The organism is Aeromonas sp. 84A (genome assembly GCF_051919345.1).
Classification (GTDB): domain Bacteria; phylum Pseudomonadota; class Gammaproteobacteria; order Enterobacterales; family Aeromonadaceae; genus Aeromonas; species Aeromonas veronii.
On the sequence record NZ_JBQBEW010000001.1, the window covers coordinates 830,178 to 846,321 of the forward strand.

Consider the following 16,144-nt stretch of genomic DNA (forward strand, 5'->3'; position numbering starts at 1 on the left):
CAATAAAAGTGTCGTGATTCAGGTTGAGTGCCGCGTTACTTGCCGCCGAGAAGGGTCAGCAACACGGCGTTCTGGATATGCATCCGGTTTTCGGCCTCGTCCATGATGAGGGAGGCGGGGCCATCCATCACCTGCGAGGTGATCTCCAGCTCCCGATGGGCCGGCTGGCAGTGCAGCACATGTGCAATGCCGGTGCGGTCGAGCAGGGCCTGGTTGATCTGGTAAGGCATAAAGAGGTCTTTGACCTGCTCCATCGGCGTGTTGTCACCCATGGAGACCCAGGTATCCGTGTAGGCCACGTCGAACCCTTCGATATCCGCCACGTCATCGCTGATGTGGATGGTCGCTCCCGACTTGGCCGCCAGTGCCTGCGCCTGCAGGAAGATCTGGGTATCCGGGCCGTGGCCTTTCGGGCAGATCAGGGTGACGTCGGTGCCCAAGGTCGCCCCCAGCAGCAGCAGAGAGTGGCTGACGTTGTTGCCATCACCGAGGTAGGCAAGCTTCACCTTCGACAGGTCGTCGTAGTGCTCGGCAATGGTCATAAAGTCGGCCAGCCCCTGACAGGGGTGGTAGAGGTTGCACAGGCTGTTCACCACCGGCACTGTGCCGTGCTCCGCCAGCTCGACCAGGGTCTGGTGATCGAACACCCGGGCGACGATGGCATCACACCAGCGGGACAGGTTGGCGGCGAAATCTTTCACCGACTCCCGCTTGCCCAGCGCGCCGTTCTGCTGATCCAGATAGACGCTGTGGCCGCCCAGTTTGGCGATGCCGATGTCGAAGGTGACCCGGGTGCGCAGGGAGGGCTTCTCGAACAGGGTGACCACGCTCTTGCCGGCCAGCGCCTGGCTGTACTTCTTCGGGTCGGCCTTGACCGCTTTGCCCAGCGCAATCAGCGCCTCGATCTGGGCTTTGTTCAGATCACTGTCTTTCAGAAGATGTTGCATCGGATGTTCCTTGTTCCGGTGGAGATCAAATAGCGACTTGGGTGCCGACTGCGCCGCCCGCCAGCAGCTTGAGCAGCTGATCCGGGTAGCGCCAGCTGGCGACACAGACCGGCTTGCCGAGGGTCTCGGCAGCGTGCAGGGCCGCTTCTACCTTGACCGCCATACCATCGCGGATCACCCCTTTCTCCATCAGATCCAGCGCGGTCAGCTTGTCGAGCTGGGGCACCAGCTTGCCCTTGCCATCGAGGATGCCGCTCACATCGGAGAGCATCACCAGATCGGCACCGAGCGCCTCGGCAATGGCGGTGGCCGCCTGATCCGCGTTGACGTTCATCAGCTGCCCCTCGGCGGTGATGCCGATAGAGCTCACCACCGGCAGGAAGCCCTGACCGAGGATGCCTGCTACCAGCGCCGGGTTGCCCGGCTTGCACTCGCCGACCGCGCCGAGATCCGGGTCGAGCTGGGTCACCTGACAGAGGCCGCCATCCGCCAGACAGAGCCCCACGGCCGGAATGCCGGTGGCGATCGCCTTGGCCATCATCTGCTTGTTGGCTGTGCCCGCCAGCGCCCCGGCAATAAAGGGGATCTGCTCGAACGGGGTCACCCGCAGGCCGTTCTTCTTGGTGGAGGTGAGACCCAGCCCCTTGAGCAGGTCATCCACCAGACAGCCACCGCCGTGTACCAGCACCAGCGGACGGTGCTGATCGTCGAGAAAGGTTTTGAGGGTGGCGAACAGGGCGGTCAGCGCCTCGTCGTTCTCGATAAGGGCGCCGCCCAGCTTGATTACCAACGTCTGTTTGTCCATGTTCGAGATCCTTCCTAAGTCCTTAAATCAGGCCGGTGGCCGGTTCAAAACCAAATTTGATATTTATGCACTGCATGGCTTGCGAGGCTGCGCCCTTGAGCAGGTTGTCGATGGCAGAGACCACCACCAGCATGTTGCCCTGCTGTTGCCAGGCAATGTCGCAGTAAGGGGTGCCCGCGACGCCACGGATGGAGGGCATCTGGCCGGTGAGGCGCACCAGCGGCTTGCCTTCGTAAGCCTTGAGGAAGGCCTGATCCACTTGAGTGGGGGTGACGCCGTCCGCCAGCTGCACATAGATGGTGGCCAAGATGCCGCGCACATAGTTGCCAAGGTGGGGCTGGAACAGCACCTCCTTGCCGAGGTGATGGCTGATCTCCGGCTGGTGTCTGTGATTGAAGGTGCCGTAGGGATTGAGGCTCACTTCGCAGAAGCTGGTATTGATGGCCGCCTTGCGACCGGCGCCGGAAACCCCGGAGACGGCGTTGATGATGGGCTGCCACCCCTTGGCAATCAGGCCATCCTGCTGCAGCGGCTTGAGGGCGCACAGCGATGCTGTCGGGTAGCAACCCGGCACCGCAATCAGCTGGGCGGTGGCGATGGCATCGGCATTCCACTCCGCCAGGCCATAGACGGCCTGATCCAGCCACTGTTCGCTGTCGTGGGTGAAGCCGTAGAAGCTGTCGTAAAAGCCCTGATCCTTGACCCGGAAGGCGCCGGAGAGATCGAACACCGGCAACCCCTTGGCGAGAAACTTGGGCGCCAGCTCGGCGCTCACCTCATGGGCGGTGGCCAACAGTACCAGATCGGCCTGGGTCAGGATCCGGGTCATGCCGTCGTCGTCCAGCGGCAGCAGCGGCTGATCGAGGGCGCCGACCCACTGGGGATGCAGGGAAGAGAAGCGCTTGTGGGCATCCTGACTGCCGGCGGAGACATAGAGGCCGAACAGCTTGAGTTGTGGATGGTTCTGTACCAGTGCGGCCAGTTCGGCTCCCGCGTACCCACTGGCACCGACGATAACGGTGTTAAGCATGTTGAATATTCCAAGTCAGAGTTCGAGATTCACAGCATGGTGCTGCAGTGCACAAGGGAGTTCGAGCGCCCCTTTGCACAAGTGCGGAGGGGCAATTCAGGCGGGTGTGTGTCGTCGGTTATAGATCAGGTGACAGAACATTAACTTTCCCTTACAACTAGAAGCCTTTGTTGATGAGCCAGATATTCAGGTAAAATTACAGAATATTCATGCACTCGCTTTGCATTTGTATTTTCTAACAGAAACATTCCGGGGACGCAAGGAGGAGCTGATGGCCAATCTGGATTTTTTTTCACTTTATAAGAATATTATTGCGATTCCCTCTATCAGCAGCACGGATCCCAAGTGGGATCAGAGCAACGAGGCGGTGATCCGGCTGCTGGCCGACTGGTTCGGTCAGCTCGGTTTTCAGTGCGAGGTGACGGCGCTCCCCGATCTGCCGGGCAAGTTCAATCTGGTGGCGACGCTCGGTCAGGGGGAGGGCGGTCTGCTGCTGGCGGGTCACACCGATACGGTACCGTTCGATGAGGGGGGCTGGAGCAAGGATCCCTTCAAGGTGACCGAAGAGGGCAATCGCCTCTATGGCCTCGGCACCATCGATATGAAGGGCTTCTTCGCCTTCATAGTGGAAGCGCTCAAAGAGATCGAGCTCACCAAGCTGACCAAGCCCCTTCGCATTCTCGCCACTGCCGATGAAGAGACCACCATGGCGGGGGCCCGCGCCATCGCCGCGGCGGCCGAGCTGAAACCCGACTACGCTGTGATTGGCGAGCCGACCGGACTGGTGCCGGTGGTGGCCCACAAGGGGCATATGTCGGAGGCGATCCGTATTACCGGCAAGAGCGGTCACAGCTCGGATCCCGCCAACGGCGTCAACGCCATGGAGATCATGCACAAGGCGATGGGGCAGGTGCTGCGCTTGCAGCAGGATCTGAAAGATCGCTACGCCGACCACCGCTTTGCCGTGCCGCAGCCGACCCTTAACCTGGGTTACATTCAGGGCGGCGACAGCCCGAACCGCATCTGCGGCTGCTGCGAGCTGCATATCGACCTGCGACCCACCCCGCAGGTGGGGCCGGATGAGCTGATGGGGATGCTCAAAGAGGCGCTGTCGCCCATCGAGATCCACCAGCCGGGCTGCCTGCATCTGCAACATCTGCATGAACCCATTCCCGCCTACGCTTGCGCCGACGACTCTGTGCTGGTGCGCGAAGCTGAGAAGGCGAGCGGCCGCGCCGCCGAGTCGGTCAACTACTGCACCGAAGCGCCGTTTATCCAGCAGCTTGGCTGCGAGACCATAGTGATGGGTCCCGGTCATATCACCCAGGCGCACCAGCCGGATGAGTATCTCGACCTCTCCTTCGTCAAGCCGACCACCTCGGTGTTGCAGCACCTGATCAGACGTTTTTGCCTGTAGCGGCGGTGGTGAAAGGGGCGTAAGAACTGTAAGTAAGTTACATAACAAGCCGGTTGTGGAGTGGTGATGGAAATACATGTTCTGAATCGGCCTGTTATTTGACCTTGCGCAGACAATCTGGGTAGATTGTCACCCTAAGATGACGGAGCATATGTTGTAATCGCACAACAATAAGTGAGGTCGTCTAGCACCCCGGATGGGTGTCAGGCACCAACAAGATAAGGATGTGGAATGAACGAAAAGTACGCCGCACTACGCGCCAACGTAGGTATGCTGGGTCAGCTGCTGGGTAAATCCATCAAGGATCATCAGGGTCAGGCCTTTCTCGACAAGATCGAAACCATTCGCCAATTGGCCAAGTCCTCCCGCAAGGGCAATGAATCAGACCGGGAACGTCTGCTCGATACCCTGCGCACCCTGAGCGATGACGAACTGCTGCCGGTGGCCCGCGCCTTCAGCCAGTTCCTCAATCTGGCCAACGTGGCGGAACAGTTCCACACCATCTCCCGTCGCTGCGAAGAGCAGGTCTGCACCCCGGACCCGCTGGAGCAGATGTTCGACAAGCTGAAAGCGTCCAACCTGTCGCAAGAGGCCATCATTGCGGCCGTGCGCGAGCTGGATATCGATCTGGTGCTGACCGCTCACCCCACCGAGGTGACCCGCCGCACCCTGATCCACAAGCACGTGCAGCTCAACGACTGCCTCGAGGCGCTGGAGCTCTCCGACCTGCTGCCCCGCGAGCGGGACAAGATCCTCAATCGCATCGAGCAGCTGATCAATCAGGCGTGGCACACCAACGAGATCCGCGAACAGCGCCCGACTCCGGTCGACGAGGCCAAGTGGGGCTTCGCCGTGGTGGAGAACAGCCTGTGGCCTGCCATCCCAGAATTCATGCGCAATCTGGACGAGCGTCTGCAACACCATCTGGGTGTGCGGCTGCCGCTGGATGCCGCGCCGGTCAAGTTCACCTCCTGGATGGGCGGTGACCGTGACGGCAACCCCTTCGTTACCGCCAAGGTGACTGCCGAAGTGCTGGAGCTGGGCCGCTGGATGGCGGTGAGCCTGTTCTACAAAGACATCAAGGAGCTCACCTCCGAGCTCTCCATGTCTGACTGTACCGATGCCGTGCGCGCTCGCGTTGGCGATCACCCCGAGCCTTACCGTGCGCTGGTGCGCGAGCTGCGTGAAGCGCTGCGCGAAACCAAGGAGCACCTCACCGCCAAGGTGCAGGGCCAGGCGAGTGAGAGCCAGGATCTGGTCAAGACCACCGCCCAGCTGCGCGAGCCGCTGGAGCTCTGCTACCACTCATTGCACGCCTGCGGCATGGGCAACATCGCCGATGGCATGCTGCTGGATGTGCTGCGCAAGGTCGCCTGTTTCGGCATCCATCTGGTCAAGCTGGATATCCGTCAGGATGGCGAGCGTCACGGGCTGGTCTTCTCCGAGCTGACCCGCTATCTGGGTCTGGGTGACTACGCCGAGTGGAGCGAAGATGACAAGCAGGCCTTCCTGCTCAATGAGCTCAACTCCCGTCGCCCGCTCATTCCCCACGACTGGGAGCCGAGCGCCGAGGTGCGCGAGACGCTGGATACCTGTCAGGTCATCGCCGAGCACGACCCCGATGCGTTCGGTATCTACATCATCTCCATGGCCGGTGCGCCGTCCGACGTGCTGTCGGTGCAACTGCTGCTCAAAGAGGCGGGCTGCAAGTTCCGCATGCCGGTCGCCCCGCTGTTTGAAACCCAGGATGACCTGATGGCAGGTACCGCCGTGATGGAGCGCCTGCTCTCGGTGGACTGGTATCGCGGCTACATTCAGGGCCGTCAGTACGTGATGATCGGTTACTCCGACTCTGCCAAGGATGCGGGCATGATGGCCGCTGGCTGGGCCCAGTACGCCGCCATGGAATCCCTGGTGGGGCTTGCCGAAGCCAACAACATCCGCCTCACCCTGTTCCATGGCCGTGGCGGTACCGTCGGTCGTGGTGGGGCGCCAGCCCATCAGGCGATCCTCTCCCAGCCGCCGGGATCCCTGCGCGGCGGTCTGCGTACCACCGAACAGGGAGAGATGATCCGCTTCAAGTTCGGCCTACCGAAAGTGGCGATCAAGAGTCTGGAGCTCTACACCAGCGCCGTGCTGGAAGGGAACCTGCTGCCGCCGCCCAAGCCGAAAGAGTGCTGGCGCGAGGTGATGGAACAGCTGGCCGCCGACTCCTGCGAGCACTACCGCAGCATTGTGCGCGGTCATCCGGACTTCGTCCCTTACTTCCGTGCCGCCACCCCGGAGATGGAGCTCGGCAAGCTGCCGCTCGGCTCCCGTCCTTCCAAGCGCAAGCCCAACGGCGGCGTCGAGAGCCTGCGCGCCATTCCGTGGATCTTCGCCTGGACCCAGAACCGTCTGATGCTGCCGGCCTGGCTCGGTGCTCACAAGGCGCTGCAACAGTCTATCGACGGCGGCAAGCTGGCGGTGCTGGAAGAGATGAGCGCCCAATGGCCCTTCTTCCGCACCCGCCTCGAGATGCTGGAGATGGTTTTCCTCAAAGCGGACGTCTGGCTCGCCGAGTACTACGACACCCGTCTGGTGCCGCAGGAGCTGTGGGGCCTTGGCAAACAGCTGCGTCAGGAGCTCGCCGAATCCATCGAGGTGGTGCTGAAACTGAGCCCGCGCGGGGATCTGCTGGAGGATCAGCCCTGGATCAAGGAGTCCATCAAGCTGCGCAATCCCTACACAGACCCGCTCAACGTGCTGCAGGCCGAGCTGCTCAACCGCTCCCGCAACCACCCGGAGACCCTGCACCCCGAGCTGGACAAGGCGCTGATGGTCACCATCGCCGGTATCGCCGCAGGTATGCGTAATACGGGTTGATAAATATTACCAAACAGGTCTTAAATAAAAAGAGCGCATAATATGCGCTCTTTTTATGGTTAGTTTATTTTGTCAGCTTCATTTAAATAGAGAGTTTTAAATCATCCTGAAAACTAATGGCTGGATGTAGAAAATTATATAGCAACCTAGTATTGCATCATCACAACGCACCAGAGTAGAACGATAGTTAGCCTTTAAAATAACTGTAAATACAATAAAGGTTAAACATATCCAGGCTGAGAAAGTACCCGAGAGATAATTAAATAGTATTGAACCGCTTGAAATTAGTAGCAGTGCAATTCGATGGGCAAGGTTGTTGCTTAAAAGAAAGGGTGCTACAACGGCCGCTATCAATGTGACGATCATCATCACTAGTGACATGAGGCACAGCCACCGCTTGCTGCCAGGCCAGCACTGCCTGAAGCCATCATGCCTGCGACACCACTTCCCATGATGGGGCTTAACCTACCGGTAACGGCACCACCAAATGCACCTGCAGCAATCTCTCTCATGCTGGCATCAGGATTGTTGGCAATGACGCCCATCGCCCCCATAACGGCCCCGCCGCCAGCCCATACCAATGCGGGTGCCGCTCTCTTGTTACGCTTGCTTTCATTTATATCTCTTATAACGATAAAGCTATCGTGCTCTATGCTGATAACTACCTTGGTTGAATTTGCGATTGTTGATATGGTATCGACATCAACAAATTCACCAGGGTATATAACAGTTGGATTTGAATTTTTTTCTTCTATTTCAATGTATCGACTCGAAAGGTTTACCACCGTGATGTTTTCTTTGTTGAAATTGATGCAATACTTTCCATCGGCATTAATAGAGTAATGTTCACCAGCGTGTAGTGTGTTGCAGTTACTCAATGGGCAAGTATTGGCATTGGCACTTGAAATACTGCACAGCAATAATGCTGTGGTTAAACAGAGCTTCATCCACTATCTCCAGAGTGGTTCATTTGGAAATTAATCATTAATTAAATGAGAATTATTGTCAATTGTTTTTGGATGCATGCTATTGATTTAATTGTCAAATTTTCTGACAGTACCCTTGGCATTGCGGGTTGTGGGGCAGCACTTGCCTATGATGAGCTCGTTGTCGATGAAAGGGATATTGTGGGAGCTGGGCTGCACCCCATGCTCCCTGAGTTGACCTTGGGCTAGAGCGCCGGGAAGTAGCAGGCGCTCATGTCGATGGGGTGATCGGGGCAATTGGGCAGATAGAACTGCCAGCCCGCATCGGAGAAAGCGCGCAGCTCGGTTTCGACAAACTTGATGGCGAGGCTCAGTGCCTGCAGGCTGTCGATGCCGTAGATAAAGGTCTTGTCGCTCAGCCCCGCAAGCTTCACCTTGCAGCGCCAGTCACCGCTGGCGGACTTGGGATCCGGCTCGGGGGCCTTGATGGCGATCTTGAGGGTGAGCTGTTCCCCTTCGGTGCTGATGGCGTCGAAGCGGGCGGTAACGATGGCGTTTTTCATCTGGCTATTCCTTTTCCGTGGTACAGCCCCTGCGGTTGCGGGTGGCTGGCGTTCCTGATGGCTGGTGAGGTGAAAACTGGACTCAGGACGGCCAGCGTAAATGAACTTGTGAGTTGAAACAACGGGATATGCGCGACCGGGGGAGGGGGCTTTCGCCGCCGTGAGCGAGCGCAGTGGCGGGAGTAGCAACGCGCTGGCCACCCGTGGTGGCCGAGAGGCTGGCAGGCTGCTAGATGTAAAGGATTGTTGGCTGTGGCCGCAGATTTTTCTGTTCTGCCGATGAGGGCGAGCGAGTCCTCTTGAGGCAGAATATCTCCCCCTGTTTGACGTTGAAGTACAGGAGTCTCCGTGGCGCTTTCGGTAACCCAGCTTTATGAAGTGATGGCCCAGCTGCCAGATCCCGTCTTGATTCTCAGTGAAGATGGCTATTACGTGGAATATATCAGCGGCATGGAGCAGCAATCCTATCACGACGGCAATCCGCTGGCGGGCAAGCAGCTGGCCGATGTGCTGCCACCCGAGATGGCCATGTGGGTCAAGGCGCAGGTAGCCGAGTCGCTGGCGAGCGGTCAGGTGCGAGTGGTGGAGTATGAGCTCTCCGCCGCCGAGGTGGGGGGATCAATGCCGCCGCCGGGCCGCAAGGGATACAGCGTTTTGAGGGCAAGATTGCGCCGCTGCCCTCCCTCTATGACGGCAAGCGGGCGGTGGCCTGGGTGACCCGCAATATCACCCGCCAGTACGAGTTGCAGCAGCGACTGCTGCGCCAGAGTGAAACCGACCAGCTGACTGGCCTCTACAACCGCCGTTTCTTCTTCGAGCACTGCCAGCCGTTGCGGGCAGGGGAAGCGCCCTGCGGTCTTATCATGCTCGACATCGATCACTTCAAGCAGATCAACGATCGTTACGGCCACCAGCAGGGAGATCGGGCCTTGCAGCGCTTCAGTAGTTGTATCGATGCCCTGTTGCGGGCGGACGATCTCTTTGTGCGCAGCGGTGGCGAGGAGTTTCTGATCCTGCTGCCGCGGATCGATGAAGCCGGTTTGCTGCAGATGGCGGAGCAGATCCGTGCCGCGGTCGAAGTGCTGCCTGCCGATCCGGTCGCTATCACGGTCAGCTTGGGCACAACCCTGGTGCAGCCGGAGGAGGAGATCAATCAGGCGCTGGCCCGGGCCGACGAGTGGCTCTATCGGGCCAAGCGGGCAGGGCGCAACCGGGTGGCGCACTGCCCGGCAGGTTGAAAGTGCCGCTCCAGTCGCTGTGGGAAATAGCCTGCGCTTTTACCCTGAATAAATTGGCTGACATCACTGTCAATTAGTAGAAAAGTTGGCCGTATTATTTAACTCATATTCCACAGCTTAAGGTGTTAATATTATCGGCCTGTTCGCTGGTCTTATTTATGTTGTTGGACAACAGCATGAGGTATTATCGGTATGTTATCAAACAGGCGTGAATCGGGTTTTGGGTGACGAATGTGATACATCCTGTTGTCTTTTGAAACATTCCGATTCAAACAGTCATGAATTATTAACCTTGACCCGGATAGCGATTTCAACGATGGTAGCGTGGCAGCTCCGTTTCTCTCCGGTGGCCCAGTTGGTCGCTGGCGGCGTTGTTTTTTTCATGTGCAGGGCGATATGCAACGACATATCTCCAGCCTGTTATTCGGGCCAATAAAAATAATGATGACAGATTAATAAGGTATATATTGCAATGAGTGTTTCTATTGCTGAAAAGAGTAACCCTGTTTCAAAATTGAAATGGGAGAAAAGCGATTCGGTATGGACCATGGGCCTATATGCCACTGCTGTCGGTGCCGGTACGTTATTTCTCCCTATTACTGTTGGCAGTAATTCCCCGGTTATTTTGCTGTTTATTTTATTGCTGGCTTTTCCGCTCTCTTATTATTCCCACCGGGCATTGAGCCGCTTTGTGCTCTCCAGCTCCCATCGGGAAGGGGATATCACCCATGTGGTGGAGGAGCACTTCGGTGCCAAGGCGGGCAAGCTGCTGATGCTGGTCTATCTGATGGCCTTCTACCCCATCATTCTGGTCTACAGCATCTCCATCACCAATGCGATCCAGAGCTTCGTGGTCCACCAGCTGGGGGATGCCGAGCTTCCGCGCGGCTTGCTGGTGCTGGGGGTGATGCTGGGCCTGCATCTGGTGCTGCTGGCTGGCAAACAGATCGTGGTGTCGGCCATCAGCGTGCTGGCACTGCCGATGGTTGCCTTTCTGATTGGCCTCTCCATCTATCTGCTGCCCCAGTGGAGCCTCTCCTATTTCAGCGAGAGTCAGGCGGTGGATTGGCGTGACCCGGCGTTCTGGAAATCCCTCTGGCTGATCGTGCCGGTGATGGTCTTCTCCTTCAGCCATGCACCTATTATTTCCTCCTTCAGCGCGGCGCAGAAGAAGCGTTGCCAAGAGAGTGCCGATCTGCGCGCCAAGCGGATCATCAAGTACAGCAGTATGCTGATTTGCGGCAGCGTGCTCTTTTTCGTGGTGAGCTGCGTGATGAGTCTGAGTCAGGCCGAGATGGCGCTGGCCCGCACCGACAATATCTCGGTGCTGTCGGCGTTGGCGAACAAGTTTTCCAATCCGCTGATCGCCTATGTGGGGCCACTCATCGCCATTCTGGCCATGTCCAAATCTTTCCTAGGCACCTCCATGGGGGTGAGCGAGGGGACGGTGAGCATGGTGAGCGGTGCCTGTCAGGGGCTGGGGCTCTCCCTCAAGGAGTCGACCATCGCCCGCGTGTCATCGGTGATCCTGTTTATGGTGACCGCCGTCATCACCTATCTGAACCCCAACGTGCTCGACATCATCGAGCGCGTCAGTGGCCCGCTGATCGCGGTGATCCTGTTTCTGCTGCCAGCCTGCTCCATCTATCGCTTGCCCGCACTCAAGCGTTATCGCGGGCCGAGTACCCTTTTTGTGTTGGTGATGGGGCTGCTTGCCATCTCGGCCCTTATCTACGATCTGCTTTGACCGGGCGGTATCCCGCACAAATCAAAAAGGGCGACCATCTGGTCGCCCTTTTTCTGTGCATCGGGGTTAGCCGAGCAGGCCGCTGGCGCTCTGGCCCGCCATCAGCAAGCCGATGGCCAGCACGCTGAACCAGACCAGGGTTGCGCTTACCAGCAGATAGCCGCTGGCGATGAACAGACCGTCCCGCTGCAACATGCCGGTGGCAAGCAGCAGGATGGCCCAGGCAGGCATGGCGTTGGTGAACGGGATGGCGCCCAGGGGCAGCATCAGCAGCAGGGCAGCCAGCATGATCAGCAGGCCGTTGCAGCGGTTGACCGTGTTGCTGCCGGTCAGCACCAGCAGGCGCGGGCGGATAACGCGATCGACCCGGGCCAGCAGATCCGCCCCCTTGTGAAGGGTCGGCTTGAGCTGGTCGGCAGCGAAGCGGCGCTCCATCAGCATGGCGGGCAGCCAGGGCACCCGATTGAGGGTGATGCCGATACCGATAAAGAGGATCAGCAGGCCAAACGGGGTGCTGACCCCGGGAATGGAGACCGGCAGCAGGAAGGGGACGGTGAGCAGGACGCAAAACAGCAGCATCCCCTGTTCACCCACCAGCGTGAGCATCTGGCGCAGGCTGATGTGGCTCTCGTCGATGGCATGCGCGGTGGCCCGCAGGGTATCCGCGAGGGTAGTTTTGGGGTCGTTGAGTTGCGCGGCAACCATTCCCTGATGTCCTTTTGAGTAGTGATAACGGGCCCCGATGACCCGATTTGGCGCCAGCATACGTGGCAGAGGTTAACCGTCGATGAATGGTGGCAGGGGCGCATAGCGGCGCCAGTGGGGCGGCTCGGCAGGGGTTCCGGCGAGAGGGAAATCCCGCGATGAAAGTGATCCGGTACAGCCGCCGTTTAGGATGGGCCTAGGACGCCTCTGGTATGCTTTCTGCACAATCACACAGGGAGCAGGGGATGATGAAGAGAGTCGGGATAGCGATGATGGGGTTGTTGCTGCCACTGGGGCCGGTCTGGAGTGCCGAGGGCGCGACCACATCCGGTTGGCAGGTGACGCCGTTTTTCGGTTACAGCTCGTCCATCGACTTCGAGAAGAGTGACGAGGTGGTGCAGCCGGTGCCGGTTTCTGCATCGTTTGATTCACTGCAGGGGCAGGGCTCCGGCAGCTGGGGCTTCTTTATCAGCAAGGAGGTGGATGATCCCGGCATGATTGAACTGCTCTACAGCCATCAGTCCACCACTCTCTCTCCCGACCTGCCGGATCGCCTGACGGTCGATACCCTGCACTTTTCCGGTGCCTTGACCCTCTCTGACAACCTGATGGCGCCCTATATCGGCGCCGGGATCGGGGTGACCCGTTTTGCCGCCTACGACAGTGAGGTGGCACCTTCCATGTCGCTGGCGCTCGGGGTGCAACCGCGCCTCGCCGAGCATCTGGCGCTGCGGGCCGAGGTACGCGGTTATGGCTCGCTGGTCAACGACAACAACCAGTTTCTCTGCAACCCGGAGCAGTGCGTGTTCAAGGTGCGCGGGGAGCTGGTAACCCAGTGGCAGGCCAATATCGGTCTTACCTTCCGCTTTTAGGCGAGGGGATTTTCCCCATAAAACAGGGGCCATTGGGCCCCTGTCTCAGCAGCAATCTTCCGCCGTGATCGGCAATCAATCGGTAGCTCTTCACGCCTCCTTGTTAGTCGGCGTCGCCCATACAGCGCAGTTTCTGCCCGCCTCCTTGGCGCCATAAAGCGCCTGATCCACCCGTTTGAACAGCGAGACGGCCGGTTCCTTGGGCTCGCGGACCCCCACTCCCAGACTGACCGTCATGGTATGGGTCGGGTCGGGGGCTATGGTGCGGGTCGCAGTGAGCAGGGTGTTGGCCAGTTGCTGCAGCTCGGCTTCGTGGGCGATGGGCAGCAGCAGGGCAAACTCTTCACCCCCGACACGGGCCGCCAGCGCACCGGGCGGGCAGTGCTGTTGCAACAGCTCGCCAAACTGCTGCAACACCCGATCCCCGATATCGTGGCCGTAGTTGTCATTGATCACCTTGAAGTGATCGAGATCCAGCAGGATGAGAGCGTGGCAAATCCCCTGTTCCAGAAACAGCTGCTGATGAAAGTAGCGTCGGTTTGGCAGCCTAGTCAGATCGTCAAACAGCGCCTGCTGTCTGAGCTGGGTATTGATGTGAAAGAGATGGTGCATGGTGCTCAGGATGCCGATGCTGCTGAGCAGGATGCCACTGGAGCGCAGCAGATCCTCGGCATAGATGGCGAGCCAGAGTGGCTGTGCCACCAGTTCATCCATGATGTCGGCGGTGGCCCCCATGATCCACAACATCAGACCGCAGGAGAGCATGCGGTAGGTGTGGGTGGGCAGGTGGGCGCACTGCACCACCCAGAACAGGAACAGCATGGTGAGCCAGTTGATCACCTCGAAGCCAAAACTGACGGCGTAAAAGCGCTCGTAGGGGAAGTGGGGCAGCAGCAACAGATGAAGGGCCATGATGGCCAGCATCACTATCCCCAGCAGCGCGATGTGGGCGCGATGCTCCCGGTCGAGATGACGGTAGTGGGAGAGGCTGATGTCGAGACGATCTAACTGCATGGTGTTCCTCGGATTGGGCCTGCCATCAGGTTGCAAACAAGGGGCTGTGTAATGGCATGCCGTGGTCGGATAACAGGAAACGGCTGGTCTGTCAGTGTAAACGAGCGGACCCGCAGCGCGCGATATCGATGACGTCAGCTTGTGGGCTGGCTCAGGGTTTGCGCACTTCTGGTGCGTGAAGTATCGCCTGCCCTGTGACAGGGCGACCCTGGGCAGGTTAGCGCAGCTCATGCGCCAAATTGGTGCGTTGATGATGCACGATCTTATTAATGCCATGATTTAAAAGGATTTAAATTTATGGCCCGCTTTATGCTTTTTACATGTCAGACGGTCTCTTGCGGTCATCGGCGGCAGACGCAGTGATGAGGAAGTGGCAAGAGGCATCCCCGTGCAGGGCGCGGGTGTGATTCTGGCGGGTTGCAGCAACACCTTGCGATTCGCCACAGATTCAATCAGGGAAACGGAGCCGGTCTTGTACCGGTACGACAGGGAAGGAGAGTGCTCTATGGTCAAAAAATGGATGATGGCAGGTCTGACGATGTTGCCTGCCTTGCTGGTTACCCCAAGTTGGGCCGAAGAGGTCGCTCAGGTACAGGCTGCGGTGGCGCCGGTTGCCGCCGTGACAATCAACAAGGGTGACAACACCTGGATGCTGCTTTCGGCGGCGCTGGTGATCCTGATGTCGATCCCCGGTCTCGCCCTCTTCTACGGTGGTCTGGTGCGGGCCAAAAACATGCTGAGCGTGCTGATGCAGGTCTTTACCCTGTTCTGCCTTATCTGCGTGCTCTGGGTGATCTACGGCTATTCGCTGGCCTTTACCGAGGGGGGCAATTTCTACGGCTCCTTCAGCAAGGTGCTGCTCAAGGGGGTGACCCCTGACTCCATCGCCGCCACCTTCAGCAAGGGGGTCGGGATCAGCGAGCTGATCTATGTGGTGTTCCAGGGGGCCTTTGCCGCCATCACCTGCGGCCTTATCGTGGGGGCGTTCGCCGAGCGCATCAAGTTTGCTGCCGTGCTGCTCTTCTCGGTGATCTGGTTCACCTTCGCCTATATCCCGCTGGCTCATATGGTGTGGTATTGGGCGGGTCCGGATGCCTATACCAGCGCCGAAGCCGCAGCAACCGCGACCGCCACTGCCGGTTATCTGTTCCAGCATGGTGCGCTGGACTTTGCGGGCGGCACAGTGGTGCACATCAACGCCGCCGTGGCGGGTCTGGTGGGTGCCTATCTGGTGGGCAAGCGTCTGGGCTACGGTCGTGATCCCATGACCCCCCACAGCCTGACCATGACCATGATCGGTGCCTCCCTGCTCTGGTTCGGCTGGTTCGGTTTCAACGCGGGCTCCGCGCTGGAAGCCAATGGTATCGCCGCACTCGCCTTTATCAACACCTGGGTGGCGCCGGCTGCAGCAGCTCTCTCATGGACGCTGGCCGAGTGGGTGATGAAGGGACGTCCCTCCCTGCTGGGTGCGGCATCCGGTGCGGTGTCCGGTCTGGTGGTGATCACCCCGGCAGCCGGTTTCGTCGGTGTGGGCGGTGGTCTGGTGATGGGCCTTATCAGTGGCGTGGCGGGTCTGTGGGGGGTCCACGGTCTCAAGCGCATGTTGGGGGCCGATGACAGTCTGGACGTGTTTGGTGTGCACGGGGTATGCGGCATTCTCGGCGCCCTGCTGACCGGCGTCTTTGCCAGCCCGGATCTGGGCGGCACCGGGGTGTGGGACTATGTCACCAATCAGGTTGCCGAGGGCTACTCCATCCTGACTCAGGTGAAGATCCAGGCCATCGGGGTCGGTGTCACCCTGCTCTGGTCCGGTGCAGTGGCGGCGATTGCCTTCAAGGCGGTCGATATGCTGGTGGGTCTGCGGGTGAACGGCGATGCCGAGCGGGAAGGGCTAGATGTCACCTCCCACGGCGAGAAGGCTTACAGCATGTAATCCCGAATGCCAGACAACAAAAAACCGCCAGGATCGGCGGTTTTTTTTATGACTCTAAAGCTGCAAAGCCTGAGTTCACACG

The 16,144-nt window shown here is 59.0% G+C and carries 12 protein-coding genes and 1 pseudogene; 6 read left to right on the top strand and 7 right to left on the bottom strand.

Features of this window, described 5'->3' with window-relative positions:
- Positions 1-35 precede the first annotated feature (35 nt).
- From ACTG20_RS03975 to argC, 3 genes are read right to left on the bottom strand one after another with little or no spacing between them, the layout of a single operon-like run.
- On the bottom strand, positions 36-947 hold the full coding sequence (locus tag ACTG20_RS03975; RefSeq protein WP_104016515.1) for an ornithine carbamoyltransferase: 912 nt from the start codon (positions 945-947) through the stop codon (positions 36-38).
- Positions 948-972: 25 nt separating this feature from the next.
- Positions 973-1,752: an acetylglutamate kinase gene (argB, locus tag ACTG20_RS03980; protein ID WP_005336097.1), complete on the bottom strand. Its 780-nt coding sequence runs from the start codon at positions 1,750-1,752 to the stop codon at positions 973-975.
- 22 nt (positions 1,753-1,774) lie between these two features.
- Positions 1,775-2,782, bottom strand: coding sequence for an N-acetyl-gamma-glutamyl-phosphate reductase (argC, locus tag ACTG20_RS03985; protein WP_021231253.1), 1,008 nt, complete (start codon positions 2,780-2,782; stop codon positions 1,775-1,777).
- 271 nt (positions 2,783-3,053) lie between these two features.
- On the opposite strand from argC, the gene argE reads away from it, so the two are divergent.
- Both argE and ppc read left to right on the top strand, forming a co-directional pair.
- A complete protein-coding gene (gene argE, locus ACTG20_RS03990; protein WP_194495571.1) occupies positions 3,054-4,199 on the top strand; it encodes an acetylornithine deacetylase in 1,146 nt (381 codons plus the stop codon).
- Between the two features lie 231 nt (positions 4,200-4,430).
- Complete coding sequence (ppc, locus tag ACTG20_RS03995) at positions 4,431-7,064, top strand: phosphoenolpyruvate carboxylase (protein WP_194495570.1); 2,634 nt, start codon at positions 4,431-4,433, stop codon at positions 7,062-7,064.
- A gap of 371 nt (positions 7,065-7,435) precedes the next feature.
- Here the strand turns inward: ppc and ACTG20_RS04000 are convergent, their stop codons facing one another.
- Both ACTG20_RS04000 and ACTG20_RS04005 read right to left on the bottom strand, forming a co-directional pair.
- Complete coding sequence (locus ACTG20_RS04000; RefSeq protein ID WP_194495569.1) at positions 7,436-8,011, bottom strand: hypothetical protein; 576 nt, start codon at positions 8,009-8,011, stop codon at positions 7,436-7,438.
- 224 nt (positions 8,012-8,235) lie between these two features.
- Positions 8,236-8,553 carry a DUF6968 family protein gene (locus ACTG20_RS04005; RefSeq protein ID WP_005355042.1) on the bottom strand — a complete coding sequence of 106 codons (318 nt, stop codon included), beginning with the start codon at positions 8,551-8,553 and terminating at the stop codon, positions 8,236-8,238.
- 348 nt (positions 8,554-8,901) lie between these two features.
- Between ACTG20_RS04005 and ACTG20_RS04010 the strand changes: the two are divergent.
- Together ACTG20_RS04010 and ACTG20_RS04015 are read left to right on the top strand one after the other, a co-directional pair.
- Positions 8,902-9,791: pseudogene (locus ACTG20_RS04010) on the top strand (diguanylate cyclase).
- 472 nt (positions 9,792-10,263) lie between these two features.
- Positions 10,264-11,538: an amino acid permease gene (locus ACTG20_RS04015; RefSeq protein ID WP_101530032.1), complete on the top strand. Its 1,275-nt coding sequence runs from the start codon at positions 10,264-10,266 to the stop codon at positions 11,536-11,538.
- A gap of 66 nt (positions 11,539-11,604) precedes the next feature.
- On the opposite strand, the gene ACTG20_RS04020 is transcribed toward ACTG20_RS04015, so the two are convergent.
- A complete protein-coding gene (locus tag ACTG20_RS04020; protein ID WP_182963153.1) occupies positions 11,605-12,243 on the bottom strand; it encodes an exopolysaccharide biosynthesis protein in 639 nt (212 codons plus the stop codon).
- Positions 12,244-12,491: 248 nt separating this feature from the next.
- Between ACTG20_RS04020 and ACTG20_RS04025 the strand changes: the two genes are divergently transcribed.
- Entirely contained in the window at positions 12,492-13,115 is a 624-nt protein-coding gene (locus ACTG20_RS04025; RefSeq protein ID WP_182963814.1) for an outer membrane beta-barrel protein, read from the top strand.
- Positions 13,116-13,205: 90 nt separating this feature from the next.
- Here ACTG20_RS04025 and ACTG20_RS04030 read toward each other — a convergent pair whose 3' ends face one another.
- Positions 13,206-14,129, bottom strand: a complete 924-nt coding sequence (locus ACTG20_RS04030; protein WP_194495567.1) for a GGDEF domain-containing protein — start codon at positions 14,127-14,129, stop codon at positions 13,206-13,208.
- 505 nt (positions 14,130-14,634) lie between these two features.
- On the opposite strand from ACTG20_RS04030, the gene amt reads away from it, so the two are divergent.
- Positions 14,635-16,062 (top strand): ammonium transporter, encoded by a 1,428-nt coding sequence (amt, locus tag ACTG20_RS04035; RefSeq protein WP_108539536.1) that lies wholly within the window; start codon positions 14,635-14,637, stop codon positions 16,060-16,062.
- Positions 16,063-16,144: the final 82 nt, after the last annotated feature.